This is a genomic window from Pseudomonas sp. NFACC10-1 (genome assembly GCF_900119195.1).
GTDB classification, from domain to species: domain Bacteria; phylum Pseudomonadota; class Gammaproteobacteria; order Pseudomonadales; family Pseudomonadaceae; genus Aquipseudomonas; species Aquipseudomonas cerasi.
The window spans coordinates 323500-348680 of record NZ_FPJB01000001.1; the positions used below are offsets into that span (position 1 = coordinate 323500).

Sequence of the window (25181 nt, forward strand, 5' to 3'; positions counted from 1 at the left end):
CCCCAGCCCGCGCCACCACAGCGGAGCCGGGCCGCGATCAAGGTTGACAGGCACACCACATGCAATACGTCGGTCTTCATCGCGTTTTCAAGGCACGGATGCCTTGAGTTGCTGCCTCTTCCACCACAGAGCGGGCAGCTGTTGCGCCAGAGGCGAACGACGGATCGTTTGCGTCGGCACGGTGCCGGTTAGACCGGCGTGTGAACCCTTTCAAGCCACGCGGCAAATGTATCACCACTACATGCTGCGCGGCACTGGCAACTTACAAGGATTAATGCCATGAGCCGAATTGCTCTGAGTTGTGTTGAACGGGCGCATCGGGAGATCCTGCCGCTCGACCTCGCGCTTTACCATGCTGCAAGGGACTACCCTGGCGGCGCTGCTGCAATAGCCGTCACCACCGGCAGAAACCCCACCACCCTGCAACATAAGCTTTCACCGACTCACCCGAGCCATACAGTCAACATTCAAGAGTTCGGTGAGATCCTGGAGCTGACCAAGGACCGCCGTATTCTGGACGCAGTGCATGCCTTGGTTGGTGATACGACTTGGCAGGAGTTGGCAGAGGCTTATACCAACGATATGCCCGAGACGTTGACCACGGGCATTGCAGAATACTTCCATCAGGTCGCGAACCTTGCTGAGACGTGGGCAAAGAGCATCGGCGACGGTGTCGTGAGCGATCAGGAACTGGCTGAGATACGTCTGCAGGTGTTCCGCAGTATTCAGGGCTTGCTCGGGTTGTTCAACCGCGCCTCCTACGTCAATAAGACGACGCGGGGTACTGATCATGGCTGACATTGCCGACTTTGCTAACGACCTGGTGCAAGAGCGCATAGACCAAGCCCTCGCTGCTAGGCGTGCGGCCAAACCTGTACTCACGCTTCACTCGTTTCTTTTTTGCGAAACCTGTGAAGAGGCTATTCCCGATGCACGACGTATTGCCTTGCCGGGCTGCACGCAATGCCTGACCTGCCAATCCCTGCTGGAAATGCGTGAGGCCCGTCATGCTCGATGAGGTGCTGGGGCAATTCGCTGACTACGGCCTTGAGCCTGCTCAACCGTTGGTGTTCGGCAAGTTGACCCGTTGCAAGACATCCCAGGACAAGGGCAAGGAAAAGAACGGTTGGTACGTCATTCACGAGCATCGGACTGAAAAGAACGAGTCGCTGATCTTCGGTAGTTTTGGCGACTGGCGTTCTGGTGAGACTCAAAAGATCAAGGTGAAAGCGGGCCGAATGTCGCCTGAAGAGCGTGAGGTCATGCGCGCTCGTCAGGAGGACGCAAAGCGCCGCGCAGCTGAGGTAGCCGCTAATGCTTCCCGTCGTGCGGCCAGTCGTGCGGCGGGTATGTTCAAACGCATGCCTGATAAAGGCAAAAGCGCCTATCTGGATCGCAAGCAGATCGTGGGGTTTCGTGTTCGTTACGCGCCGCGTTCAGGTGCTGTGCTGGTCCCGATGAGCAATGCCCGCGATCAGATAGTCGGCCTGCAAGTGATCTACCCGGAAAAGCAACAGGATACCGGGCGTGACAAATCCTACTGGCCCTACGGCATGTCAAAGGAAGGTGCGTTTCATTTGATCGGCCCTGAGCCTGAGCCGGGTGAGCCGCTACTGATCTGTGAGGGATACGCCACCGGCGCTAGCCTGCACATGGCGACTTCATACGGAGTCGCCATTGCTTTTGATGCAGGCAACCTGCTCGCGGTCGCAAAGCTGATGCGTGACCGTCTCCCTGGTCGACCGATCATCATCTGCCGCGATGATGACTGGAAGACCAAACGCCCGAATGGGCAGCTTTGGAACCCAGGCGAGGAAAAGGCCACCAACGCCGCCCTGATCGTTGGTGGTCAGGTGGTTGCGCCTATCTTCTCGGTTGAGCGTCATGACAAATGGACTGACTTCAATGATCTACATGTCGCCGAGGGTTTAGAGGCCGTCCGCCGTCAGGTGTTAGCGGTCGTCAGGCCTCCTGCAGCAGGCGGTTGGAAAGACCAGTTGGCACGCAGTGAGAACGGCGCGCTCATTGCCCATATGCAGAATATTGAGCTGATACTCGGCAACGACGAACGCTGGGCTGGTGTCATCAGTTTTAGTGCATTCAGTTCCAAGATCGTCAAGTTGCGGGCCGCGCCTTACGGAGGTGGTACCGGCGACTGGGCTGATATCGATGATATGCGGGTCATGAAGTGGCTGGCTCAGGTCTACAACCTTCGGGTCAAAGCTTCCAGCGTGATCGAGGCGGTGAGTATCGTTGCTCACGACCATGCGTTCCATCCAGTGCGTGAGTACCTGCAGAAGCTTGAGTGGGATCAAGTACCGCGACTGGAACAATGGCTCATCGACGTCATGGGTGTCGAACCCTCTGAGTACGTCAAAAAGGTCGGCAAGCGGTGGATGATCTCGGCGGTCGCAAGGGTGATGCGGCCTGGTTGTAAGGCTGACTCGGTGTTGATTCTTGAAGGCGCACAGGGCGCTGGTAAATCAACCGCCATGAGCATCCTCGGGGGCGACTGGTTCATGGACACCCCCTTTGCGCTCGGCGACAAGGATGGCTTTCAGGCCATTCGTGGCAAGTGGATTGTTGAACTGGGTGAGTTGGACAGCTTCAACAAGGCCGAGAGTACCAAGGCCAAGCAGTTCTTCTCTGCTTCCACAGACACCTACCGAGAAAGCTATGGCCGGAGAACGAACGACGTGCCACGCCAGTGTGTTTTCGTGGGTACGACCAACCAAGAGGAATACCTCAAGGACGCGACCGGCAACCGACGCTACTGGCCAGTTGCGTGTACGAAGGTCGAACTCGAACAACTGCGTGAAATGCGTGATCAGTTGTGGGCTGAGGCGATGTTTTGCTTCCAGGCAGGCGAGATCTGGTGGGTCAATCGTGACGAGTCGTCCATGTTTGCCGAGGCACAGGACGAGCGTTTCGTGGTCGACGAGTGGGAAGGGCTGATTTTGAATTGGCTGGAAGAGTCACAGATCGGTGAAACCACCAGTGGTAATGAGCTGTTGGGCACAGCGCTGAAGCTTGATGCTGGGCACTGGGGCAAGCCAGAGCAGATGCGCGTCGGCGCAATCATGCACCGCCTGGGTTGGAAGCGGGCGCGATCATCGGTGCTGTCGAAGAGCGGCTTGCGACAGTGGGTATACAAAAAGCCCGCGAACTGGGGCCGGACGTCAGATCTGGTTGTCGAGAAGTTTGATGAGCCTTGCTTCGATGATTAAACGAATTGATACGATGTTGAAACTTTGGGCTGAAGACCTGCATTCGCCTTCGCAGAGCGGAACCGCTTCGGGTGGGAACATGATCGCCATGCTGATGGAGTGTAAAGGGGAGCTGATACGCGGTACGCGCGGCAGTCGTGTGCTGCTGGACGAGTCTGCCGACATCGAGCTGATCGTCAACAAGCACCTGGCACCCGAGTTGGCGTTGGTCGTGCGTGAGCATTACTGCAACGGCGACAGCTTCCTGCATCAGAAAATCACCCACTGCGGTTGCAGTCGGCAGACCTACTACGACCGTCTGCATCAAGCACACCTGAGCATTCAAGGGCTGCTGTGGGGTAAGGCTGCTTGAGGGGGCTCGCTATTTCCCGCTTGTCCTACCTCGTCCCACTGCCTATCTACGCGGTGGGACGGGTTTTAGCCCCGTCTGCGTTGCTCCGTCCCACTGTCCCACCTTTAACCAGCATTCCCACATGTAGCGTAGCGGGCACCATCACGCGCTATGCGCGCGTCAGCGTGCGTTTAAATACTCTCTCTTTACACGGAGAAATAACAATAAAGGTAGGACAGTGGGACAAAGCTTTGTTTTCGGGGGCTTCAAGCGTCCCACCTGTCTCTAGTCTAGTGGGACAGTGGGACAGGGGCAAAAAAAGCGAATGGCCGATTGAAGGTATTCGTCTACATTGCCGGGGCGTTAGTGCTGTGTTGCCTACATATTCGTCGGTGGCATTAATACTGGCTTGCTGCCACCGGAATCCACCTGTAAAAAGTAGTCATCTTCGATAGGTGCGACCGCATAGCGGCTCACGCACTAACCATCAAACCCGGCCAATGCGCCGGGTTTTTTGTTTTTCAGCTCACCCCTAAGGGGGTAACCGGATGCGCACCATGCCCGACAAACCAGATACGTGGGCCAGGATCGTGGCGGCCATTTCAAATCCACTGTGGCAGGGCATGATCATGGCCATCGTCGTTTCTCTACTGCGCATTCTCTACGACGCCAAAGAAACCAGTAAGCGCCGGATCTTATTCGAAGCGCTTATCTGCGGTTCGTTGAGTCTGGTCGCGTCCAGCCTGATTGAGTGGATGACTTGGCCGCCGAGCTTATCGGTAGCTGCAGGTGGAACGATTGGCTTTCTTGGCGTTACGGCCATTCGCGAATTGGTGGCCCGTTTCATAGGCCGGAAGGTGGATTCCCTATGAAGGCTATCGCCGCTGCAATCATCATCGCGCTGGTGGGCGTGTTGCTCGTCGGCATTCAACAGTACCGGGTCGTCGCATTGCGCGGCGAAGTGGAAGTGGAAGCGACGGCCAAGAAAAAAGCGCTCGACGCCAATCTCGAAAGCGAGGCCACCATCACCACGTTGCGCGCCGAGGCCCAACGTAACGCGGCCTATCTGAAGGACTTGAATCAACGGATCAAGGCCAGCGAAAACAAAGCCAAACAGGCGAGGAAAGAATTTGAAGACCTCAAGCGCAACAGCAAGCCCGTTCGTGATTGGGCTTCTCAGCCTTTGCCTGACGGCCTGCGCGGCAAAGCCGGTGGTGGTAACAAAAACGTCAGCGGTTCGAATCGAACCCCCTGAGCTGATTCCTTGTGAACGCATCAACGCCGATGAGGCTGACCTTCGTTCGAACGGCGACGTCTGGGAGCTGAAGGATCAGGCCATCAAGCTGCTTGACACCTGCGCCGATCAGGTCGACGCGCAGATCCTGCGCAGCCAGAGCAAGTAGGTCGTGGACCTACCCACGGTCACCCGCGCCCTGGCTCGCGATCTCGGCGTCTCGGGTCGAATGGCCTGTTTTGGTGCGCCCCGAGAGAGGGGGGACCCTGGGGGTATTCGGGGCATACGGGGCTGCGGACTCGCGCAACTCCGTTAGCGGACAGTTCACCAGCTTAGTGAACTGCGGTGAACAGGTGAACAACCCGTATTCATTGGGTGAACAGGACATTTCAGCATGACATTGATCAGCAAGTCGGACTTTGCAGCACGGCGCGGCTGGGCCAAATCCTACGTTTCCAAACTGGCAAAGCAGGACCGCCTGGTTCTCACTCCGGACGGGAAGGTGGATCTGGAAGCAACCGAAGCGCTGCTCGCCGACTCTGCCGATCCAAGCAAGGCCGCTGTCGCGGCACGCCATGAAGAGGGCCGGATTGAGCGGGGTGTCTACTGCGAGCTTGCGCCGACCGCCGAAACACTTGCGGTGCAGCTCCCGAGCAAAGGCCCGGACTTTCAGAAGTCCAGAGCGCATCGCGAGTATTACCTTGGGCAGTTGGCCGAGGCTGAGTTCCACAAGGTCCAAGGCAACCTCGTTGCGCGGGAAGCGGTTAAAAAAGCTGCCTTCACTGCTGGCCGAACCGTTCGCGACTTGATGTTCGGCCTGTCCCCTCAGCTGGCTCCCGAGCTGGCTGCCATGACCGACCCGTGGCAAATCGAAAAGCACCTGACGGGCGCGTTTCGCCGCGTCTTTGAGGATGCTGCCCGCATGACAACCGCTGACCTTGAACACGCCATGACTGAGAAATAGACCTATGCCCACTGGATACGCAGACGGTGCCGAGGTGTACCGCGAAGCGTATTGCCGTGGGCTTGAGCCCGACCCCGAACTCTGGGTCGATGAGTGGGCCGATGAGTACATGCGTATCCCGCGTGATACCGGTGCCGCAGAGCCCGGCCAATACCGAACGGCCCGCACACCTTATGCCCGCGAGCCCATGCGCTGCCTGTCACCAGCTCACCCCTGCAAGCGTGTGGTCACCATGGTGGCGTCGCAGCTGATGAAAACCCAGATCGCCTTGAACTGGATCGGCGCACTGATCCACATGTCGCCGTCGAACATCCTGACACTGCTGCCCAGCCTGAGCCTGGCAAAGCGTGTCTCTGCGCGGATCAGCAAGACCATCACTGCGACTCCGGTACTGCGTGAACGTGTGGCTTCGCCGCGCTCGCGGGACGCCCGCAACACGATGGACACCAAAGAGTTCGAAGGGGGAGCGCTGTTCGCTACCACCGCTGGTTCTGCGGCCAACCTTGCCGAGCTGTCGGCGCGGTTTGTCTACGGCGATGAAGTGGATCGTTGGGACGTGGATGTCGATGACGAGGGTGACCCAATAGAGCTGGCCGAAACTCGGGGGAGTACCTTCGGGCGTAACGCCAAGTTCTATTTCTCCAGCTCGCCGACCATCAAAGGCGCTTCGCGAATCGATGACCTCTTCTCGACCAGCGACCAGCGCTACTACTACGTGCCATGCCCAACATGTGGGCACATGCAAACGCTGGAGTGGGAACGTCTGCTTTACTCGCCGGACTTCACCACCGTGCATTACCAGTGCGCCGGTCCGGACTGCGACGTCCTGATCGAGGAGTTTCACAAGGGTGACATGCTCGCCCGTGGCGAATGGCGCTCACATGCCCAGGGCGATGGCGAGACGGTAGGTTTCCACCTCAATGCGCTGTATGCACCACTCGGTTGGACGAGTTGGGTCACGCTCGCCAAGCAATATGAGAAGGCCAAAAAGGCCCAGGATCGCGGCGACCTTGAACCGATGCAGGTGTTTTACAACACCCGTCTTGCCAAGGTCTGGGACAGCGCTCAGGAGCAGACCAAAGCAGCCGTGCTGCAAGCCCGAGCCCTGCAGGAAAACTACGTGCTAGGCTCTATGCCAGGCGGTGTTCTGTCGCTCACGGCCTCTGTCGACGTGCAGGCCAACCGTCTGGAAATGATGGTGGTTGGCTGGGGCGAAGGCATGGAACGATGGATCGTTGACTTCCAAGTGATCATGGGCGATCCCGCTGATGATCGCACCTGGCTGGTGCTGGATGAAAAGCTCAAAGAGCGCTACCGCCACCCTTGCGGGGTTAGCCTGGCGATCCTGGCAACGGGCGTCGACTCCGGTGGACACCACACTCACGAGGTGTATCAGTTCTGTCGCGTTCGACGCTGGCGCAATGTCTTCGCCATCAAAGGCGCAAGCAAACCCGGCAAGCCGGTTATCGCTCAACGGCCTTCACTGGTGGACGTCACTTGGAAAGGCCAGACCGAGCGCAACGGTGCAGAGCTGTGGATGGTCGGCACCGACACGGCAAAGGACTGGATCTACAACCGCTACCATCTGGAAAACGGGCCGGGCGCGTTGCACTTCCCCAAAGATTTGCCCGATGACTTCTTTGCCCAATGCGTGGCTGAGCGCAAGGTCACTCGCTACGTCAAAGGCTTCAAGCGCATCGAGTGGGTGAAGGGCAAGGCTGAGCGCAATGAAGCGCTGGACTTGCTGGTGTACAGCCTCGCGATGGCGCATTACCTGGGGCTACATCGCTACGGTGAGCACGACTGGGCCAGGCTCAAAAATGCCTTGGCGCAAGCCGGTCTGTTCGACGATACCGGTCACGCAAAAGCCCCCGTGGCAGAGCGTCTGAGTGTCGAGCCCAAACCTGAGCCGAGGCCCGAACCTCGACCCCAGCCTGTGGCTGCTGCCATTCAAACGCCAGATCGTCCGACTCCACAACCCCAGCAACCCACGCAACGCCGTGCTTCCACCAGCGGCTATCTGAAGAGACGTTGATATGGCTTACACCCAGAAGCACCTTGATGCCGTCGAGGCAGCGATAGGGCGTGGCGAAAAGATCGTGCGTTACGCAGATCGGACGGTCGAGTACCGCTCGGTTGATGAGCTGATCCAGGCTCGTGATCTGATCCGCACCAGCCTGACCAATGCTGCCGGCCCACGCTCGCGAGTTTTCCGCCTATACCACGGGGGCAAAGGCCTGTGAGCAACCGTTACCCCACGCTGTCACGCTCAGGTTTTCTTGTGCCCGAGCGCATCAAAGCCAGCTATGAAGGGGCTGCCGACGGTCGCCGATCTGCCAGTTGGGATGCGCCTGACACAGGCGTCAACAGCCTGATCATGCCCGCGTTGCGCAACCTGCGCTCACGCTCACGGGCGGCAGTGCGCAACGACCCTTACGCGGCCAATGCGATTGATCGGCGGGTCAGTAACCTGATCGGCACTGGCATCACCCCGCAGCCGAGGATCGCGGACAAGGAATTGCGCCGTATCTTTCAGGAGACGTGGGAGGACTGGGTGGATGAGTCCGATGCCGATCAACTGACGGACTTTTACGGGCAGCAAGCCTTGATCGCCCGGACGGTCGAGCAGTCGGGTGAATGCTTTGTCCGATTGCGCCCGAGGCGAATGGAAGACGGTCTGGCGGTGCCCTTTCAGTTGCAATGCCTGGCACCCGAGTTCGTTCCTCATGACAAGTTTGAGGTGACCAGCACCGGCAACATCATTCGCGCCGGGATCGAATTCAACGGATTCGGCAAGCGGGTGGCCTACTGGTGTTATCGCTCACACCCCAGTGACATGACCTCGATCAACGCCGGGTACAACATGCTGGTGCGTATCCCGGCCAGCCAGATGCTGCACATTTTTGAGCCGGTAGAGCCCGGCCAGCTTCGGGGCGTGCCTCGGCTTGCACCAGTGCTCAAACGACTGCGCAGCCTAGACAACTTCGACGATGCCGTCCTGTTCCGTCAGGAGGTGGCCAACCTGTTCGCTGGCTTCATCCGCAAGCCGTCTGCTGACGGTCCGCCGATGCTCGACCCGTTGACGGGCGCGCCCATCAAGGTCGGAGGCGATGGCTTCACGCCGATGGTCGCGTTGGAGCCAGGCACGATGCAGGAGCTGCTGCCGGGGGAGGAGGTCGAGTTCTCGACACCGCCCGATGGCGGCAACAACTACCCCGACTTCATGCGACAGCAACTGATGGCGGCAGCCGCCGGTGCGGGGCTGCCCTATGAGTTGATGACCGGCGACATGCGCGGCGTCAACGACCGCACCATCCGGGTGGTGCTCAACGAGTTTCGTCGGCGTCTGGAGCAGCTGCAGTTCAGCGTATATGTCCACCAACTGTGTCGTCCCGTCCGGGCGGCATGGATGGACATGGCAGTGTTGTCGGGTGCTTTGCAACTGGACGACTACGCGGCACGCCGCCGTGAATACCTGCGCACCCGCTGGGTTCCGCAAGGCTGGTCCTACATCCACCCGGTGCAGGACGTGCAATCGAGAACGATGGAAATCAACGCGGGCCTGGCCTCGCGCAGCGAGATGTGCCTGCGTACCGGCACCGATGCCGAGATCGTGGACGAAGAAAACGCCGCTGACGCGGCTCGCGCCCGAGGTCTGGGCCTCAACTACAGCACCTTGTCGGCGTTCGATGAGGATCCCGACGAGAAGGAGAACCTATGAAGCCGCTGCTGCCGTTTCGCATTTTCAACAAGGTCCCCGTTGCCTTGGCGGTCGAGGACCAGAACTGGTACCGCATCAAGGCCGAAACCCAGGCCGATCAGACCACCATCGAGATCTACATCTACGGTGAGATCGGCGGTTGGGGCATCACGGCCAACCAGTTCATTCAGGACTTGAAGGCCATTGATGACGGTGTGTCGCCCATCGTTGCGGCGTTCAACACCATCGGTGGCGATCTGTTCGACGGACTGGCAATTCACAATGCGCTGAACCGGCTTGGTGAGCGCTGCACGGCGCGGATCGATGCGTTGGCGGCCAGTGCCGGGAGTGTCGCCGCGTGTGGCGCACACCGAATGGTCATGGCGTCCAACGCCATGTTGATGATCCACAACCCGTGGACCTACACAGCCGGTGATGCCGAGGACCTGCGTAAGGTCGCCGATGTGCTGGACCAGACGCTGGAAGCCATCATCGCGGCGTACAAGGCCAAGTCGCCGGACATCGACGAGGTCGAGCTTCGGCGCATGGTCAACGCTGAAACCTGGCTCACCGCGCCGGAAGCACTGGCGCTTGGCCTGGCCGACGAGATCGGGGCTGGGGTAGAGGTCAAAGCCTGCCTGGGGCAGGGTGCTGCCATACAGCGGTTCCGCCAGACGCCAAAGGCCTTGCTGGATCAGCTCAACGCTGTTGAGCCCGTGCCCGAACCAGAACCAACTGACCCGCCAACTGATCCTGAACCGGCTGATGCATCCGCCTTGGCGCTGATGATTACGAAAGCCTGCGGCGCGGCGGGCATCAACAACCTGATCGAGCCGCTTATCGCATCCACCAAGCTTGCCGATCAAGCAACGGTGCAAGCGGCTATCACCCAGGCCAAGGGCGTGCGCGACCTGTGCGTGGCTGCTCGTTTGCCGGAGCTGACCGCCGAATTTGTCAGCGCAGGTCTGGACAAGCAGGCCGTGCAGGCGCGTCTGTTCGAGAAGCTGGTCAGCAGCGGCAAAGGCTTTGAAATCGATAACAGCCTGCCGCTGCAGGATGATCCACCGGCCAAGATCCAAGCCAGACAACCCGATCACCACGACATCTATGCGGCCCGCAGGGCGGCGCAGGGTGGCAAGAAAACGACCTCTACAGGAGCACGTCAATGACCATCAAAATAGAGCCCATCCATGCCGGTGAATTCCTTCTCTCCGAAGGTGCCGGAAACATTTCGCGAGAGTCGATCAACGTGGCAGCCAGCGAGGCCCTGAATGCGGGCCAACTGCTCGGATTGGTCACCGCATCGGGTGAGTTCGCCCCTTATGATCCGACCGCCGAAGACGGCAGCGAGATCGCCACGGCGATCCTTTTCGCGCCGCTTCCTGAGTCCGACATCGTTCGCCGTGGTCGCGCCGTCGTGCGCTTGGCCGAGGTTGCCGAAACGCTGCTGACCGGTCTGGATCTGGACGCTGAGAAGGCCTTGGCCAAGCAGTTCATCATCCTTCGCTGATCGATCTATCGGCCACGAACCCTGATTCATTTCGTTTATCCGACCCCGCCATTTGCGGGGTTTCGTTTTTCTGGAGAATACCCCCATGGCCGATATCGCCATTTTCGACGACGAAGCATTCAGCGTCGCCACGCTTACCGCTGCCATCAACGAGCAACCTTACCTGCCGGGACGCATCAGCGGTCTCGGCCTGTTCCAGGAAGAGGGCATCGCGACCCTGACTGTGCAGATCGAAAAGGACGGCGACACCCTGGCGCTGGTCCCGGCCGGTGAGCGTGGTAGCTCTGGTCTTGTCGTCACCAGCCCCAAGCGTCACATGATTCCGTTCAACACTGTTCACCTGCCGGAGCGCTTCACGATCCGGGCGGATGAGATTCAAGGGATTCGCGCATTCGGTTCCCGCACTGAACTGCAGGCTGTTCAGGACGTGATCAACACCCGGCTGGCCCGTGCCCGCCGCCAGCTCGACGCCACCCACGAGTTTCAGCGCATGGGTGCGCTCAATGGGCAGGTGCTGGATGCTGACGGCAAAACCGTGCTTTTGGACATATACGCAGCCTTTGGCGTGAAGCGTCAGAGCCTGTCTATGGGGCTGAACGACGCAGGTACCGAGTTGCGCGTCAAAGCGGGCGAAGCGCTGGACATGCAAGAGGACGCACTCGGTAGCGTAACCAGCACCGGCTCGCGAGCGTTCTGCGGCAAGAACTTCTGGAACAAGCTCATTGTTCACAAATCGGTCAAAGAGACCTACCTCAATTCGGCGCAGGCGTCGGAGCTGCGTGGTGATGCCCGCGAAAGTTTCGAGTTCGGTGGGATCGTTTGGGAGCGCTACCGTGGCAAGGTCGCCGGTATCGCCTTCGTGAATGACGACGAGGCGCTGCTGGTGCCCGAGGGTGTGCCGGACCTGTACATTTCGGCCTTCGCTCCGGCCGATTACATGGAGACCGTCAACACGCAGGGCATCCCGTACTACAGCAAGCTGGAGACGCTGCCGTTCGGCAAAGGCGTAGCTGGTGAAGCCCAGTCCAACCCGCTCCACCTGTGCACCCGACCTCGGGCGCAGATACGCCTGACGCTGTAGCCATGGCGTTTCGAGAGCTGATCGAAACCCTTGATGACGCCGTGTTCGATCTGCTGAGCGACACGGCGTTCATCGAGGGGCGCGAGGTGGCGGGCATGTTCTCGGCACCTTGGCTGCAACCCAAGCTGGGGCGCATAAACACTGGTTTGCGCGAGCCGCACCTGGTCATTCGTGTCGCAGACTCTGACGGCGTACATGAGAGACAGCAGGTGCGGGTGGATCTACCCAAACCTGACGGCGGTGGGCTGTACACCTTAGTGCGTATGGAGCCCGGTGGCGATGGACTGATCACGCTGGTCTTGAGGATTAACCCATGAGTGTCGGCAGCTTCTACAAGCAATCTGCCCGTGACGGCATGATCACCCTGCAGCCAGCGACAGCTGATTTGCAGGCCTTCAAGAACTTCGCAGCAGCGGTGCCAAAGGCTGCTGCGGCCGCGCAACGGCGTGCGATCAACAAAACGCTCAGGTGGTTGCGCACGCATATCGCCAGGGCCGTCGGCCGACAAGAGCGAATCGCTGTGACGGCAGTTCGTCAGCGTCTGCGTGCTTACCCGGTCACCGCTGGCGCGATGCGCGGAAAACTTTGGCTGGGTTTAGACGCGATGTCGGCCAGCCGAATCGGCCGGGCTCGGCAAAGCCGTACCGGTGTAACGGTCGCGGGTCGTCGGTATCAAGGCGCGTTTCTGAAGACGGTGTATGGCGGCAGTCCTGACATATGGATACGCACGGCGAGCAAGCATTTTGATGCGAGCGAGTACGAGCAAACCCGTCAGGGGAAACGCCGGACGGGTTTTATTGAAGAGAATGGCAGCCGCTTCCCACTCGCCAAAGCCAAGGTCTCGCTCGAAGGGGCGCGGCCGCATTTTGATGAGTGGGTCAAACGTGCCGACGCACGTCTGATTGAGATCCTCAAGCAGGAATTCAACTTCGAACTGCAGAAGTATCTGAGAGGAACCGCCCGTGTCTGACGAAGCTTTCAGCCTTGATCAGCTCTATGCAGCGATTGAGCACCATATCCGCGACGCAATTGCAGGGCTAGAGTATGTCGGTACCATGCCCGACATGCTGCAACAAATAGCCGTGCCAGCAGTGCTGTTGGAAGTATCTGAGTTTGAGCCCGGTATTGATCAAGGCACCGGCGAGTCCGCATTCGTCGCACGGTTCGAAGCCCGTGTCATCGTCGGTTCAGAGCGTGAGGAGTGCCAGAAGCAAGCGGCATTTGCCGCGACCCAATTGGCGGTGTTGTTGCGCGGACAGACGTGGGGCCTTCCTGTCAACGAAGCTGAGTTTGTCCGGGCCGCTCAGGACTGGTCCCGTCCCGAGCTGGATGGGTACGCGGTCTGGCTGATCGAGTGGACGCAGGGCATCTATCTGGGCGACGAGGAGTGGCCGTGGCCCGATCAGCCGCCTGGCAGCTTGGTCTGGGGTTTCAGCCCTGAAATCGGGTCTGGTAATGAAGAGTTCTATCGATCTGCGGAGGAGCTGAATGAGCTACGCGAGCGCAGCACATGACCGAATGCTGGCGGCGCTCATCATTCCCTGCCGTGTAGAGGCCGTTGATCTCGGTGCCGCCATGGTCCGCGTGACTGATGGCGCTGGCTGGACCAGTGCCTGGGTGCGTTGGCATAGTCAGGCAGCGGGCAAGGCGCGCCATTGGCGAGTCCCGACATCCGGCGAGCAGGGTGCCCTCATCAGTCCCAGCGGTGATCCTGCGCAAGGCACATTTGTTCCTGGCCTTTACGGCAATGCAGGTGCGCCGCCTGATAACCGTGACCACGTAGAGGTGTGGCGCTTCGACGATGGCGGGTCTCTGGTCTACGACTGGCAGGCCCATACCTACACGATCAGCCTGCCTACGGGCACTGTGACGGTTAAGGTGGGCGCTTCGACGGTGGTCGTGACGGATGATTCCGCGACTGTTGAATCGCCCTCGATCAACCTCACGGGCAACGTGAAAATCGACGGGGCGTTGCTGGTCACCGGCAACGTAACAGGTATGGGGACGATCCTCGACACCCTGGGCAACAGCAATCACCACAAGCATTGATCCCATCGTTTGACCATCCCCGCGCTATGCGGGTTTTTTGCGTCTGGAGAAAAGCATGAGCAAAACCAAAACCGAGCCGGCGTCTACGGATCTCGTTATCACCGTGGCTCCGCGTGCGTCCTCGCCTGCAGCGGAACCTGCACAGATTGATTTCCGGGACACGGTATTCACTTCCCGAACGGTGGTGCTGCCCAATGGCGGTCTGGTCGACGTGGTACAGGGCGTTGCCTCGGTGAATTCCTCCGATGCCGACGCGCTGGCCTACCTGAAAGCGCATGAAGAGTTTGAGCCCCTGGAGTAACCACGATGATCGGAATGGACCGCGAGACGGGCTTGCCTTTGTCGGGCCTCGATCACCTTCGCCAGTCCATTGTGGACATTCTGACCACGCCAGAAGGCAGTCGCAGAATCCGTCCCGAGTACGGCAGCAAGCTGGCCCGGTTCGTTGATTTGCCGGTCACGGCCGGTTGGCGCAGTGCGGTGCAAGCCGAGGTCAGCCGCGCCATCGGGCGATGGGAACCACGGGTCAAGCTCGAATCCGTGCGCGCTATATCGGTGATTGATGGGCAAGTCACGTTCGCTTTGAAAGGTACGTATCAGGGCGATAGCTTCACGTTGGAGGTCACAGCATGAGTGCGGTGGATCTGTCGGCGCTGCCTGCGCCGCAAGTGCTGGAACCGTTGGACGTTGAAACCACCTATGAGGAAGCACTGGGCATTTTCCGTGACTGGATGGGAGACAACTGGGATGCCGCGCTTGAGAGCGATCCCGTCACGAAACTGATTGAACTGGGTGCTTACAACAAGCTCGGCAATCGCGCCCGTGTCAACGATGGGTGCAAGGCCTTGCTGCTGGCTTACGCTCGTAAATCTGACCTGGACCAGCTGGCGTTCAACGTCAACCTCAAACGCCTGGTGATCCAAGCCGAAGACCTGACGACCTTTCCCCCAACCGCTGAGGTGAAGGAGGAGGACGACGCGCTGCGCGAGCGTATCCAACTGGTATACGAGGGGCTGACCACGGCGGGGCCGCGCAACAGTTACATCCTGCATGCCCGGAACGCATCTGGTCTGGTCGCTGATGCTACGGCTGAAAGTCCATCGCCCGCGACCGTGGTCGTCACCGTGCTGGGTTTAAATGAAACCGGCATTGCACCCCAGTCATTGCTTGATGAGGTGCGCGAGTACCTGAGTGACGAAGACATTCGCCCGCTGGGTGATCGGTTGATAGTGCAGAGCGCTGAAATCCTGCCTTACACCATCAACGCGGTGGTGCACATGGTGGGTACTGGCTCGGAGAACGAGACCATTCTGGCGCAGTGCGAAGCGCGCTTGAGGGCCTGGGTCAATCCTCGGCGGCGTTTGGGGGTCGAGGTGGCTCGCTCGGCCATCGACGCACAGCTGCACATTGCAGGCGTTCGTCGCGTGGATCTGGGCGACTGGTTGGACATTCTACCCACGAAATCGCAGGCCGCTTATTGCAAGGGCTTCACGCTGACCAAGGGTGACTGACATGAAAAGTCTACTGCCCAACAACAGTACGCAGCTAGAGCGGGCTATAGAGGCTGCGATAGTCGATACCACGCCTGTTCCGCTGCGCATGCTCTATAACCCGGACACCTGCCCGGTGGAGTTGCTGCCGCACCTGGCCTCGTCATGGTCGGTGGACCGCTGGGACGAGAAGTGGTCGGAGCCGGTCAAGCGTAATGCCGTCAAGGCTTCGTTTTACGTGCATGCCCACAAAGGCACCATCGGCGCACTGCGCCGCGTGGTCGAGCCTTTGGGCTACCTGATCGACACCGTGGAATGGTGGCAGCTCAATCCGCTGGGGGTGCCGGGCACATTCCAGCTGAAAGTAGGCGTGCTGGACACCGGCATTACCGAACAGATGTACGAAGAGCTTACGTCGCTGATCGATGACGCCAAGCCGGTCTCCCGTCATCTGATAGGCCTTGCCATCAGCCTTGAAACCACTGGCAGTACCTACCTCAGCGCCTCTGTGCAAGAGGGCGACATCATCGACGTTTACCCGCCGCAACCGCGAGACATTGTTGTTTCCGGTGTGATCGGGCGTGGCGGACGTGAAACAACCATCGACACCCTGGATGTGTATTCATGATTGATCAAAACTCGCAGTTCTACGCCATTCTGACCAATATCGGTGTCGCCAAGCAGGCCAACGCCGACGCCTTGGGGATCGGCTGGAAGATCACTCAGATGGGTGTCGGGGATGCCAACGAAACCGATCCAAAGCCGGATGCCACACAGAAATCGCTGATCAACGAATGGCGTCGAGCGCCCCTGAATCAGCTTACCCAAGACCCGGCCAACCCGGCGATCATCATCGCTGAGCAGGTCATCCCGGCCGAGGTCGGCGGTAAATGGATTCGCGAAATAGGCCTGTACGATTCGGACGGCGATCTGGTGGCTATTGCCAACTGCGCGCCGTCGTTCAAGCCATTGCTGGCGCAGGGGTCGGGCCGTACGCAGGTCGTGCGGATGAACCTGATGGTGAGCAACTCGGCCAGCGTCGAGCTGAAAATTGACCCCAGCGTGGTGCTGGCAACCCGCGAGTTTGTGACCAGTGAGCTGGCGCGGCAGGACTTCAAAAATTCGGTTCTGGTGGCCGCCACGGCCAACATCGCGTTGAGCGGCCTGCAGACCATTGACGGGGTAACGGTGCCAGCGGGCCGTCGTGTGCTAGTCCCTAAGCAGACGGCTGCGCGTGAGAACGGAATTTATGTAACGGCAGCCAGTGCCTGGACTCGGGCGGCTGATGCTGACACCGACCTGCGCGTGACGCCGGGTTTGCTGGTGCAGGTCGAGCAAGGGACAGTCAATGGTGACAGCGGTTGGCAGTTGGTCACGGACGGGCCTATCTCGTTGGGTGTCACGGCCCTGAGCTTTGAGATGGCGTGGGGCCGCACGGGCGTGGAGGCGGGCACGTATCGTAGCGTTACCGTGGACAAATGCGGTCGCGTAGTGGCGGCCACCAACCCGACGACCGTTGCAGGCTATGGCCTGACGGATGTCTACACCAAAACGCAGGTCGACAGCGCGCTGGCGGCCAAGGCGAATCTGGCGAGCCCGGTGCTGACCGGCACACCGAAAGCCCCGACACCCGCGTCGGCGACCAACACCGATCAGATCGCCACGACGGCGTTTGTTCAGCAGCTGTTTACGGTGCTTGTAGGTGCTGCGCCGGAGACGTTGAACCAGATCAATGAGATCGCCGCCGCGCTGGGCAACGATGCCAATTTCTCGACCACGATGATGAACGCCTTGGCGTTAAGGGCTCCCCTTGCCAGCCCGGTGTTTACCGGTGATCCAAGGGCTCCAACCCCTGCGCTGACCGACAACGACACCAGTATTTCAACCACCGGTTTCACACGCGGTTTACTGGCGCTGTTTGGCATCGGAACTGATTCGGCACCGCTCGTGCTGGATGCAAACGACGCCCCGTTAAGCGGGATGTTCCGCATGGCTTCAACCGGCGCAAACATCCCGGCGACAGCCAATGCGACCTTGATTTGCGCACGTTACAACAACGGCGGCGCACTCCAGATTTTTGCGGCCCTGGCAGGGACGGGCGGCTATCCAAGTCTGTTTTGGCGCACGCAGGCGGCCGGTGGCTGGACCACTTGGCGCGAGTTTGCCCCGACTGATTCGCCAGCGCTGACCGGAACACCCACGGCCCCCACGCCTTCGGTGGTCGATAGTAGTAACCGAATCGCCACGATGTCCGCGCTGTGGAATGTCCTCGGCACCTACAACATCGGCACGCTCGCGCCGGTGGCGCTGGTGCTTACGTCCAACAGCGATTGGGCCAAGCCGGGCGGCTGGAGCGGCTATATCAACGTTGGCGCAAGCAAGGCTAATGGCGTAACGGTCCCGCTGGATTCGGGCGGTGGGTCGCCGGGTTATGGCATGTGGTGCATTACGGGTCGTCGGGATAACTCCAACGGCTACAGCGGTATTTTCACCGATTTCTCCACCGGCAAAACCTGGACGGCATCCGCTGCGGTGGGGGGTAACGGCCCGGTGTTCACCGAGTTGTTAACGGCGGACTCGCCTGTTTTCAAAGGCACGCCGAAAGGCCCTACGCCGGAAACGAATTCGGCCGGCAATCAGTTGGTAACGCAAGATTTTGTGCGCAATTGGGCGCGGAAGTTTAACGGGGTGGGTGTTGGCGTGTCGGCTGCCACCTATTCGGTTAGCCCAGCGCAAAACGGGTGCTGGTTCAACATCACATCGCCCAATGCCAATATCGCGCTCCCAGCGGCGACCACCGTGCCAGATGGCACCACGTTCCTGTTCCGAAACAGCGCAGGTAACGCATCTATCACGCTGACCGTCCCGTCTGGAAACATCCTCACGGGCGTAAGCAGTCAGACAATGGTGCTCGCACCTTTTGAAATGATCGAACTCGCGTCCAGCGGGACTTCGTACTGGGCAGTAAATCGTTGCTCCATGATGCAGCTGGCCCGCGTCGACAGCCCGGCGCTTACAGGGATTCCGACCACTCCCACACCTGTGCCGGGCGATGCATCCAAACAGATCATAAACGCCGAGTTTCTACGGTTGGAACTGAGCCGGATGAAATCGATCATCCGCTTTACCGCAAACGGCAGTTGGACTTGCCCAGATGGCGTCACGACGGTCTGGGTGTCTGGGTGCGCGGGCGGTGGCGGTGGTGGCGGCGGTGGCGGCCTCGCGCAGGCGGGATCGGGAGGGGGCGGTGGTGGAAACGCCGGTCAGTTTGTACTTGCGGAGCCGATCACCGTGGTGCCGGGAACTGTCTACGCGATCACTATCGGCGGGGGCGGTGCGGCGGGTGCGACGGCGGCAAGCGGCACGGCTGGAAAAAATGGTGGAGCCGGAGGGGTGACGCGTTTCGGTAACTTGCTGGTGCTTGCTGCTGGTGGCGGAGGGGCAGGTGGTGACATTACCACCGGCGCAGGTGGTAATGCGGCCAGCTCGGGGGCTGGCGGTGGATCAGACGGAACCGATTCCCGTGGGCAGTACCTGGGTGGTGACGGCGGCTCTGGTGGTCCTGGCCCGTTCGGTACGGCCGGTGGTCGCGGTCGCGCCGGTGCGGGTGGTGGGGGTGTCGGTCGCCCTGGGGGTGGTTTTGGTGGTGGCGGCGGTGGCGGTGGTGCGGGGTATGGCTCCGCAGGCAGCACTGCTAACGGTGGCGCTGGGAGTCCCGGACTCCCTGGCATTCTGATTCTGGAGTATTAATCGATGCGTTACGCATACTTTGACCCGATCACCCGCGAGGTGATCGGCTGGTTTGATACCGAGGCTCTGGATTGCAATCTGCCTGACGCGGATCTGTTGGTGACTCTCTCCCAAGAAGCGTGGGAAGCCAACGCACATGAGCCTCGCTGGGTGGATGAAAACCATTTGCTACGCAGCACCATGCCCGTTGTGCCGGTCAATCTGGACCAGATCAAGGCCAGCAAGCTGGTTGAGATTAGCAGCTCGTGCGCCGCTGCCATCGTCGGCGGTTTTATGAGCAGCGCCCTGGGCGAGCCTCATACTTATCCATCGCAAGCGACTGATCAGTCCAATTTGATGGCAGCTGTGCTGTCCTCGCTGTCGGCTCCTGCCGAAAGTTGGGAAACACCGGTCTGGTGCGTCGACGCAAAGGGCGCAGGCGCTTACCGCATGCACACGGCTGCACAAGTGCAGGCGGTGGGTAACGATTCGTTGGATGCGCGCAATGCCGCGCTGACGCGCAAAGCAGCGCTTGAGGAGCGCATTCGACAGGCTGTAATCGTCGAGCAAGTCCAGTCATCGAGCTGGCCAACTAAATAGGAACCGGCGCTGTGTCGCTGGCCTCCCTGAACGCCCCGTAACCTGGGGCGTTTTCGTTTCTGCTCTGTTTTCCCTTGGGCCTCGCTATGCGGGGCTTTTTCATATCTGGAGATTGGCTCTATGAGTTTCTTTCACGGCATCACCATGACGAACGTGGACACCGGGGCGCGCAACATTGCGCTGCCATCGTCCTCGATCATCGGACTGTGCGACGTGTTCACCCCGAGTACCACGCCTGAGGTCGCCCAGTTGGCAGCCGTCAACGAGCTGAAACTGATCACCAGTGAGCGCGAAGCCATTGCGGCCTGGGGCGCAGATGCGCCGATTACCAAGGCGTGCCAGGCTATCTTTGCGCGGGCCAAGGCCGTCATCGTGGGGTGTGGCGTTGCTGCCGGTTCCACTGCTGCGGAACTGACCTCCGCTGTTATTGGCGGTGTGCTTGTGTCCGGCAAGCGTACGGGGTTGCAGGCGCTGATCGACGGAAAAAGTCTGTTCAATGCCCAGCCGCGACTGCTAATCGCGCCCAAGCATTCTGCCACGCTGGCCGTGGCCAGCGCGATGGACGGTCTGGCTGCCAAGTTGCGCGCCATTGCCCTTGTCGATGGACCGGGTACGACCGATGAAGCGGTTCAGGCCTACGCGAAGAACTTCGGCAGCAAGCGCATTTTCATGTGTGATCCGGGTGTCCAGTATTGGGACACCGTAGCCAGTAAGACCATTGATGCCCCGGCATCGGCATGGGTCGCGGGCCTTTTTGCCTGGACTGACGCGGAATACGGTTTCTGGGCATCCCCGTCGAACAAAGAGTTTGTCGGCATCACCGGCACTACCCGCCCCATCGAGTACCTGGCCGGTGACGCGACGTGCCGGGCCAACCTGCTGAACAACGCCAATATCGCGACGATCATCCGCGACGACGGCTATCGCTTGTGGGGCAACCGCACGCTGTCCAGTGATGCGAAGTGGGCGTTCGTAACGCGGGTCCGCACGGTCGACATCCTCATGGACGCCATTCAGGCAGGGCACAAGTGGGCGGTCGACCGCTCGATTACCAAGACCTACGTCAAGGACGTGACGGACGGCCTGCAAGCTTTCATGCGCGACCTGAAAAACCAAGGGGCGATTATCAATTTCGAGGTCTATGCGGACACCGAGTTGAACACGGCCAGCCAGCTGGAGCAGGGCAAGGTGTACTGGAACATCCGCTTCACCGACGTGCCGCCTGCCGAAAACCCGAATTTCCGCGTTGAAGTCACCAACCAGTGGCTGACCGAAGTCCTCGAAGCCGCTTAAAGGAGCGCTGTACATGATTCCGCAAACCCTCTCCAACACGAACCTGTTCGTCGACGGTGTCAATTTCAGCGGTGACGTGCCGGGGCTGACTCTTCCCAAGATGACCCTCAAGACCGAGGAGTACCGCGGCGGCGGCATGGCCGGTCCGGTCGAGATCGACATGGGCCTGGAAAAGATGGAGGCCAGCTTCACGACCAACGGCGTGCGCCGCGAGTCGCTGAAGTTTTTCGGCCTGGCTGATCAGACTGCCTTCAATGGCACGTTCCGTGGCTCGTTCAAGGGCCTGAAAGGCGTTGTCACACCGGTGGTGGCCACCTTGCGCGGCATGCTGAAAGAAGTCGATCCGGGCGAGTGGAAGCCCGCCACCGTGGCGGAGATCAAGCACAGCCTCGCCGTCTCCTACTACAAGCTGGAAGTCGACGGCCGTGTCGTTTACGAGATTGACATGGTGAACATGGTGCGCGTGATTGATGGCGTGGACCAACTCGCAGCAGAACGCGCCGCCCTCGGCCTTTAAGGATTAGACATGACTCAAGTAACCGGCAATACCGAAACCACTCCTCTGCCGTCCTGGATCGTTCTGACTGATTCGGGGGCGGTCATCACGTTGAAGCACCCGGTGGAACTCAACTCCGTCAAGGTCAACAAGGTGAATATGCGAGCACCCTGCGTCAGGGACACCCGTGCAGCGGCTGCCGCAGCCAACGGCAGCGCCGAGGCTCACGAACTGCACTTGTTCTGCAGCCTGATTGAGGCGGGCAAGGACGATCTGGACCGTATGACTCAGCGCGACTACCGCCGTTTACAGGAAGGTTATTTTCGCCTGGTCGAAGAGGATGAATTGTAATCCAGAGACCATGAGACAGGCGGCTCGCAAGTTGGCAGCGGAGACTGGGTTTTCCGCTGCCGAGATTGAAGCAATGCCGTTCAATCGACTGTTGTGGTGGATCACGGATTGATCCCCCTTCCCATGCCTCGGGTGGTCTATGAGTGAAAGTTTAAAGCTGGGCCTTGTCATCGGCGGCGCAGTCAGCGCAACCGTCGGCAAGGCCTTCAAGGACGTTGAGAGCCGTATCAAGGCGCTGGACGACAAGGGGGCCAAGGCCCGCGTCCTGCAAAGCACGATTGGCGAAACGATCAAGCTGCGTGAGGAGTGGCGTAAAGCCCACGCAACAGGCCAGGCAGGTGCGACCGCGTTACTGTCACGTTTGAATTCAAACCTCGACAGCCTAAAAGCGCAGGGCGTCGAGGTCGGGCGGCTGAGTAAGGCCTACAAGGAAATGGGGCGCACGGCCCGCTCTGCCGAGTTGCAGGCCAAAGGCCGACGGCAGATGAGTGAGGGACGGGAGACCGTCAAAAGCTCGGTAGGTCAAGCCGTTGTAGCGGCGGGTGCCTTGGCGATCCCGACGAAAATCAGTGCGGACTTCGGGGCGATTGTTCGCGACATTGCCATCAAGGCAGGCATTGCCAACAAACCGCAAGAAGCGGAGATGTCACGAACCATCATCACGACCGCCCGTGATACCGGCATGGAGCGTAATCAGGTCGCTGACGTGGTCAATCAGCTGGTCGGTGCCGGTATGGAACTGAGCAAGGCGCTTGAGTACGCGCCGGTTGCTGCCAAATTCGTGGTCGGTCAGGGTTCCGAAGGGACCGACACAGCGAAGATGATCAACGCCCTGGGGCAAAACGCCAAGATCACCGACGCCAAGGAAATGCAGCAGGCTCTGGAGGCCATCGCCTACCAAGGGCAGGCGGGCAGCTTCGAAGCCTCCGACATGGCAAAGTGGTTTCCCGAACTGTTGGCCAACATGGGCAGTATCGGTATCACCGGCATGGACGCAGTGACGCAGCTCGGTGCAATGCTGCAAGTCCAGATGAAGACGGCGGGCAGCTCTGACGAGGCGGCCAACAACCTGAAAAACTGGATGGGTAAAATCGGTGCTTCGGATACGGTAGATGCCTACAAAAAGGCCGGTATCGATTACGAAGGCTCAATGCAAACCGGCCTGCAGAAAGGTATGTCCACGCTGGAATCCAGCATGGCGTTGGCCCAGGAGTACATCCAGAAGACGGACCCGAAAAAGGCCGAAGCAATGGCGGCCGCCACGGCCAAAATCAGCAAGGAAACAGATCCGGCCAAGGCCAAGGCGATGATGGAGTCGCTGTCTCAGGCGTTGAAAACCGGCGACATTTTTGCGGACATGCAGGTCAAGGCGGCGCTTACCGCGTACCTGCAAAACAAGCAGCTGTACAACGATTTGAAATCGCAGTCCCGCAACGCGTCCGGCATTCTCGACAAGAACCTGGCCGAGCGTCGGGAAGGCTCGTCACAGAAGTGGGCCGAGCTGTCACAGGCGGCCAACGATGTCATGCGCAGCGTGGGCGATGCGATCAGACCGGCGACCGATGCCGTGGCGCAGGGTTTGACGACCGTTGCCCAAGGCATCACGACCGTCAGCGACAAAATGCCGAACCTGGCTATGGGACTGACGGGTGCCATCGGGGCTCTGCTGATTGCAAAGTCAGCCTTCGGTGCATTCAAAATCGGCAAGGGCCTGATGAATCTTGCCATAGGGTCGGTCGGCGGCGGAGCTGGGAAGGTCCAGCATGTCTTTGTGACCAACGCAAAAGCGGCAGGCGTTGGCACGGGCGGTGCTGGTAGTGCAGCTCCTGGGGCTGCTGCATCGGGTCGCAAGGCGCGTGTCGCCGCGTTGCTGGGCGTCGGCCTGACAGTTGCGTCCAAGGCGAAAGAGAAACTGGCCGACAAGGCTAATCCGGATGAAGCCAAAGGTGATGAGGCGAAAAACGTCAACGGTAAAGACGGTGAGGCCGAGCGGCCGAAAGGGCTGCTCGGCGTCGGATTCACGGCGCTTGAAGCCTACCGGGAAGCGCTGGAGGCTGGTGGCGAGTCAGAAGGTGGTTCCAATGGTTCTCGTGACGAGGATGGCTTGCAGCGCGTGTTTGTGGTCAACGCCTCGGAGATAGGCGGCGGGTCTGGCATGTCGGGCCAGCGCGATACACCGCGCAGAAGTCGCCGTTCCGCCCGTATGCGTCGTCGTGCTGGTTCTTCATCTCGTCCACCCGTAGTGCCACCGCGTCCGGCCGGTGAGCCGCGCATTCGACCAGTACCACCGCGTCCGGCGAACGCCCCCCGGATTCGCCCGGTCCCGCGTCCTTACATCCCCGTGCCGCCGCTTCCACCGGCTGCTGAGCGGGGCATCATGCCGTTGCTGGGCAAGATGGCTGGAAAAGCGAAGGTGCTGCCGGGCGAAGCGGTCATTAGCGCAGGCTTGAAGGCCGTCGAGCTGTACCAGTCCGATGATCCTGTCGAGAAGAAATTGGAAGGGGCTACGGAGGTTGCGGGCTCTGCGCTGGGCGGCTGGGGTGGTGCGGCAGCAGGTGCGGCGATTGGCACCATGATTCTGCCGGTCGTGGGTACCGCGATTGGGTCGGCAATTGGTGGTGCTCTGGGGGCTTGGGGCGGCGGGGATATCGGTGCGCTGTTGGGCAAGGAGCTGTTCGGCACTCCTGAGAAAGAGAGCAAGCCGGTGTCGTTGCTGGCAGCGCCTCCGGTTCCGGTCGCGATGCCTGGGCCAGTAGTGCCCACGCTGGGTGCGACGGCCAAGACGTTCGATAACGACCGGGTGCCGCTGATGGCTCGGGGGCCAGCGCCAGCGCAGGCTCCGACCGGGCCGCTGATGGGAGATGTAGGGCGGGCCATGACGGAAAAGCCTACAGCAAGTCCTGCCGCGCCGATTGTCATCAAGCCCGAGGCACCCAAGATGCCGACACCCAAATACGAACAGCAGGTTTCGATTCATGCGCCTATCCAACTGACCGTTCAAGGTGATGTGAAAGATCCGCAACAACTGATGCGTGATCTGGAACCGATGATTCAGCGGGCTATGCGCGATTCGGCACAGCAGTCTCAACGCTCTAATCTGTTCGATGCTCCGCATGTCGAGTAAGG

Annotated in this window: 28 protein-coding genes; all 28 read left to right on the forward strand. The window is 60.0% G+C overall.

Going from position 1 to position 25181, the window contains the following annotated elements; genetic code table 11:
* Positions 1-279 precede the first annotated feature (279 nt).
* The 28 genes from BT119_RS01360 (at position 280) to BT119_RS01500 (ending at position 25179) form a co-directional block, all read left to right on the forward strand.
* A complete protein-coding gene (locus BT119_RS01360; protein WP_072364536.1) occupies positions 280-798 on the forward strand; it encodes a phage regulatory CII family protein in 519 nt (172 codons plus the stop codon).
* On the forward strand, positions 791-1018 hold the full coding sequence (locus BT119_RS01365) for a TraR/DksA family transcriptional regulator (RefSeq protein WP_072364538.1): 228 nt from the start codon (positions 791-793) through the stop codon (positions 1016-1018). Before BT119_RS01360 ends, BT119_RS01365 begins: the two co-directional genes overlap by 8 nt.
* Positions 1008-3227: a VapE domain-containing protein gene (locus tag BT119_RS01370; protein ID WP_072364540.1), complete on the forward strand. Its 2220-nt coding sequence runs from the start codon at positions 1008-1010 to the stop codon at positions 3225-3227. Before BT119_RS01365 ends, BT119_RS01370 begins: the two co-directional genes overlap by 11 nt.
* A complete protein-coding gene (locus BT119_RS01375; RefSeq protein WP_072364542.1) occupies positions 3220-3579 on the forward strand; it encodes a PA0613 family protein in 360 nt (119 codons plus the stop codon). The genes BT119_RS01370 and BT119_RS01375 overlap by 8 nt, the downstream gene beginning before the upstream one ends.
* A 527-nt stretch (positions 3580-4106) precedes the next feature.
* Positions 4107-4430 (forward strand): phage holin, lambda family, encoded by a 324-nt coding sequence (locus tag BT119_RS01380; protein WP_003377395.1) that lies wholly within the window; start codon positions 4107-4109, stop codon positions 4428-4430.
* Positions 4427-4813, forward strand: coding sequence for a hypothetical protein (locus BT119_RS01385; RefSeq protein WP_072364544.1), 387 nt, complete (start codon positions 4427-4429; stop codon positions 4811-4813). Before BT119_RS01380 ends, BT119_RS01385 begins: the two co-directional genes overlap by 4 nt.
* On the forward strand, positions 4773-4961 hold the full coding sequence (locus tag BT119_RS27340) for a hypothetical protein (RefSeq protein ID WP_004663048.1): 189 nt from the start codon (positions 4773-4775) through the stop codon (positions 4959-4961). Before BT119_RS01385 ends, BT119_RS27340 begins: the two co-directional genes overlap by 41 nt.
* A 225-nt stretch (positions 4962-5186) precedes the next feature.
* Positions 5187-5756, forward strand: a complete 570-nt coding sequence (locus BT119_RS01400; RefSeq protein ID WP_072364548.1) for a terminase small subunit — start codon at positions 5187-5189, stop codon at positions 5754-5756.
* Positions 5757-5760: 4 nt separating this feature from the next.
* Complete coding sequence (locus BT119_RS01405) at positions 5761-7791, forward strand: phage terminase large subunit family protein (RefSeq protein WP_072364550.1); 2031 nt, start codon at positions 5761-5763, stop codon at positions 7789-7791.
* Between the two features lies 1 nt (position 7792).
* Positions 7793-7999 (forward strand): phage head-tail joining protein, encoded by a 207-nt coding sequence (locus BT119_RS01410; RefSeq protein WP_072364552.1) that lies wholly within the window; start codon positions 7793-7795, stop codon positions 7997-7999.
* Positions 7996-9477 (forward strand): phage portal protein, encoded by a 1482-nt coding sequence (locus BT119_RS01415; protein WP_072364554.1) that lies wholly within the window; start codon positions 7996-7998, stop codon positions 9475-9477. Before BT119_RS01410 ends, BT119_RS01415 begins: the two co-directional genes overlap by 4 nt.
* Positions 9474-10625 (forward strand): head maturation protease, ClpP-related, encoded by a 1152-nt coding sequence (locus BT119_RS01420; protein WP_072364558.1) that lies wholly within the window; start codon positions 9474-9476, stop codon positions 10623-10625. The genes BT119_RS01415 and BT119_RS01420 overlap by 4 nt, the downstream gene beginning before the upstream one ends.
* On the forward strand, positions 10622-10966 hold the full coding sequence (locus BT119_RS01425; RefSeq protein WP_072364561.1) for a head decoration protein: 345 nt from the start codon (positions 10622-10624) through the stop codon (positions 10964-10966). Before BT119_RS01420 ends, BT119_RS01425 begins: the two co-directional genes overlap by 4 nt.
* Positions 10967-11051: 85 nt before the next feature.
* Positions 11052-12047: a major capsid protein gene (locus tag BT119_RS01430; RefSeq protein ID WP_072364563.1), complete on the forward strand. Its 996-nt coding sequence runs from the start codon at positions 11052-11054 to the stop codon at positions 12045-12047.
* A 2-nt stretch (positions 12048-12049) separates the two neighbouring features.
* On the forward strand, positions 12050-12364 hold the full coding sequence (locus BT119_RS01435) for a head-tail joining protein (RefSeq protein ID WP_003377406.1): 315 nt from the start codon (positions 12050-12052) through the stop codon (positions 12362-12364).
* Positions 12361-13017, forward strand: a complete 657-nt coding sequence (locus BT119_RS01440; protein ID WP_072364565.1) for a phage tail protein — start codon at positions 12361-12363, stop codon at positions 13015-13017. Before BT119_RS01435 ends, BT119_RS01440 begins: the two co-directional genes overlap by 4 nt.
* Positions 13010-13561 carry a hypothetical protein gene (locus BT119_RS01445; protein ID WP_072364567.1) on the forward strand — a complete coding sequence of 184 codons (552 nt, stop codon included), beginning with the start codon at positions 13010-13012 and terminating at the stop codon, positions 13559-13561. The genes BT119_RS01440 and BT119_RS01445 overlap by 8 nt, the downstream gene beginning before the upstream one ends.
* Positions 13536-14096: a phage baseplate assembly protein V gene (locus BT119_RS01450; protein ID WP_072364569.1), complete on the forward strand. Its 561-nt coding sequence runs from the start codon at positions 13536-13538 to the stop codon at positions 14094-14096. Before BT119_RS01445 ends, BT119_RS01450 begins: the two co-directional genes overlap by 26 nt.
* 55 nt (positions 14097-14151) lie before the next feature.
* Entirely contained in the window at positions 14152-14397 is a 246-nt protein-coding gene (locus BT119_RS01455; protein WP_072364571.1) for a hypothetical protein, read from the forward strand.
* A 5-nt stretch (positions 14398-14402) separates the two neighbouring features.
* Entirely contained in the window at positions 14403-14729 is a 327-nt protein-coding gene (locus BT119_RS01460; protein ID WP_072364573.1) for a GPW/gp25 family protein, read from the forward strand.
* On the forward strand, positions 14726-15607 hold the full coding sequence (locus tag BT119_RS01465; RefSeq protein ID WP_072364576.1) for a baseplate assembly protein: 882 nt from the start codon (positions 14726-14728) through the stop codon (positions 15605-15607). The genes BT119_RS01460 and BT119_RS01465 overlap by 4 nt, the downstream gene beginning before the upstream one ends.
* Before the next feature lies 1 nt (position 15608).
* Positions 15609-16214, forward strand: a complete 606-nt coding sequence (locus BT119_RS01470) for a phage tail protein I (RefSeq protein ID WP_072364578.1) — start codon at positions 15609-15611, stop codon at positions 16212-16214.
* Positions 16211-19336 carry a phage tail-collar fiber domain-containing protein gene (locus BT119_RS27665; RefSeq protein WP_072364580.1) on the forward strand — a complete coding sequence of 1042 codons (3126 nt, stop codon included), beginning with the start codon at positions 16211-16213 and terminating at the stop codon, positions 19334-19336. The genes BT119_RS01470 and BT119_RS27665 overlap by 4 nt, the downstream gene beginning before the upstream one ends.
* Positions 19337-19339: 3 nt before the next feature.
* Positions 19340-19915, forward strand: a complete 576-nt coding sequence (locus BT119_RS01480) for a DUF4376 domain-containing protein (protein WP_072364582.1) — start codon at positions 19340-19342, stop codon at positions 19913-19915.
* Positions 19916-20035: 120 nt separating this feature from the next.
* Positions 20036-21208 (forward strand): phage tail sheath subtilisin-like domain-containing protein, encoded by a 1173-nt coding sequence (locus tag BT119_RS01485; protein ID WP_072364584.1) that lies wholly within the window; start codon positions 20036-20038, stop codon positions 21206-21208.
* A 13-nt stretch (positions 21209-21221) separates the two neighbouring features.
* Positions 21222-21725: a phage major tail tube protein gene (locus tag BT119_RS01490; RefSeq protein WP_175550541.1), complete on the forward strand. Its 504-nt coding sequence runs from the start codon at positions 21222-21224 to the stop codon at positions 21723-21725.
* A gap of 9 nt (positions 21726-21734) precedes the next feature.
* Positions 21735-22055 carry a phage tail assembly protein gene (locus tag BT119_RS01495; protein ID WP_072364588.1) on the forward strand — a complete coding sequence of 107 codons (321 nt, stop codon included), beginning with the start codon at positions 21735-21737 and terminating at the stop codon, positions 22053-22055.
* A 139-nt stretch (positions 22056-22194) separates the two neighbouring features.
* Positions 22195-25179 carry a phage tail tape measure protein gene (locus tag BT119_RS01500; protein ID WP_072364589.1) on the forward strand — a complete coding sequence of 995 codons (2985 nt, stop codon included), beginning with the start codon at positions 22195-22197 and terminating at the stop codon, positions 25177-25179.
* Positions 25180-25181: the final 2 nt, after the last annotated feature.

What these genes read in the sequence shown, in the direction of transcription:
- BT119_RS01370 (WP_072364540.1), top strand. Translation starts at nt 1,008, where the DNA reads ATGCTCGATGAGGTGCTGGGGCAATTCGCTGACTACGGCCTTGAGCCT.
- BT119_RS01410 (WP_072364552.1), top strand. Translation starts at nt 7,793, where the DNA reads ATGGCTTACACCCAGAAGCACCTTGATGCCGTCGAGGCAGCGATAGGG.
- BT119_RS01360 (WP_072364536.1), top strand. Translation starts at nt 280, where the DNA reads ATGAGCCGAATTGCTCTGAGTTGTGTTGAACGGGCGCATCGGGAGATC.
- BT119_RS01435 (WP_003377406.1), top strand. Translation starts at nt 12,050, where the DNA reads ATGGCGTTTCGAGAGCTGATCGAAACCCTTGATGACGCCGTGTTCGAT.
- BT119_RS01430 (WP_072364563.1), top strand. Translation starts at nt 11,052, where the DNA reads ATGGCCGATATCGCCATTTTCGACGACGAAGCATTCAGCGTCGCCACG.
- BT119_RS01480 (WP_072364582.1), top strand. Translation starts at nt 19,340, where the DNA reads ATGCGTTACGCATACTTTGACCCGATCACCCGCGAGGTGATCGGCTGG.
- BT119_RS01450 (WP_072364569.1), top strand. Translation starts at nt 13,536, where the DNA reads ATGAGCTACGCGAGCGCAGCACATGACCGAATGCTGGCGGCGCTCATC.
- BT119_RS01470 (WP_072364578.1), top strand. Translation starts at nt 15,609, where the DNA reads ATGAAAAGTCTACTGCCCAACAACAGTACGCAGCTAGAGCGGGCTATA.
- BT119_RS01425 (WP_072364561.1), top strand. Translation starts at nt 10,622, where the DNA reads ATGACCATCAAAATAGAGCCCATCCATGCCGGTGAATTCCTTCTCTCC.
- BT119_RS01455 (WP_072364571.1), top strand. Translation starts at nt 14,152, where the DNA reads ATGAGCAAAACCAAAACCGAGCCGGCGTCTACGGATCTCGTTATCACC.
- BT119_RS27665 (WP_072364580.1), top strand. Translation starts at nt 16,211, where the DNA reads ATGATTGATCAAAACTCGCAGTTCTACGCCATTCTGACCAATATCGGT.
- BT119_RS01365 (WP_072364538.1), top strand. Translation starts at nt 791, where the DNA reads ATGGCTGACATTGCCGACTTTGCTAACGACCTGGTGCAAGAGCGCATA.
- BT119_RS01460 (WP_072364573.1), top strand. Translation starts at nt 14,403, where the DNA reads ATGATCGGAATGGACCGCGAGACGGGCTTGCCTTTGTCGGGCCTCGAT.
- BT119_RS01385 (WP_072364544.1), top strand. Translation starts at nt 4,427, where the DNA reads ATGAAGGCTATCGCCGCTGCAATCATCATCGCGCTGGTGGGCGTGTTG.
- BT119_RS01400 (WP_072364548.1), top strand. Translation starts at nt 5,187, where the DNA reads ATGACATTGATCAGCAAGTCGGACTTTGCAGCACGGCGCGGCTGGGCC.
- BT119_RS01465 (WP_072364576.1), top strand. Translation starts at nt 14,726, where the DNA reads ATGAGTGCGGTGGATCTGTCGGCGCTGCCTGCGCCGCAAGTGCTGGAA.
- BT119_RS01490 (WP_175550541.1), top strand. Translation starts at nt 21,222, where the DNA reads ATGATTCCGCAAACCCTCTCCAACACGAACCTGTTCGTCGACGGTGTC.
- BT119_RS01485 (WP_072364584.1), top strand. Translation starts at nt 20,036, where the DNA reads ATGAGTTTCTTTCACGGCATCACCATGACGAACGTGGACACCGGGGCG.
- BT119_RS01440 (WP_072364565.1), top strand. Translation starts at nt 12,361, where the DNA reads ATGAGTGTCGGCAGCTTCTACAAGCAATCTGCCCGTGACGGCATGATC.
- BT119_RS01375 (WP_072364542.1), top strand. Translation starts at nt 3,220, where the DNA reads ATGATTAAACGAATTGATACGATGTTGAAACTTTGGGCTGAAGACCTG.
- BT119_RS01405 (WP_072364550.1), top strand. Translation starts at nt 5,761, where the DNA reads ATGCCCACTGGATACGCAGACGGTGCCGAGGTGTACCGCGAAGCGTAT.
- BT119_RS01420 (WP_072364558.1), top strand. Translation starts at nt 9,474, where the DNA reads ATGAAGCCGCTGCTGCCGTTTCGCATTTTCAACAAGGTCCCCGTTGCC.
- BT119_RS01500 (WP_072364589.1), top strand. Translation starts at nt 22,195, where the DNA reads ATGAGTGAAAGTTTAAAGCTGGGCCTTGTCATCGGCGGCGCAGTCAGC.
- BT119_RS01380 (WP_003377395.1), top strand. Translation starts at nt 4,107, where the DNA reads ATGCGCACCATGCCCGACAAACCAGATACGTGGGCCAGGATCGTGGCG.
- BT119_RS01495 (WP_072364588.1), top strand. Translation starts at nt 21,735, where the DNA reads ATGACTCAAGTAACCGGCAATACCGAAACCACTCCTCTGCCGTCCTGG.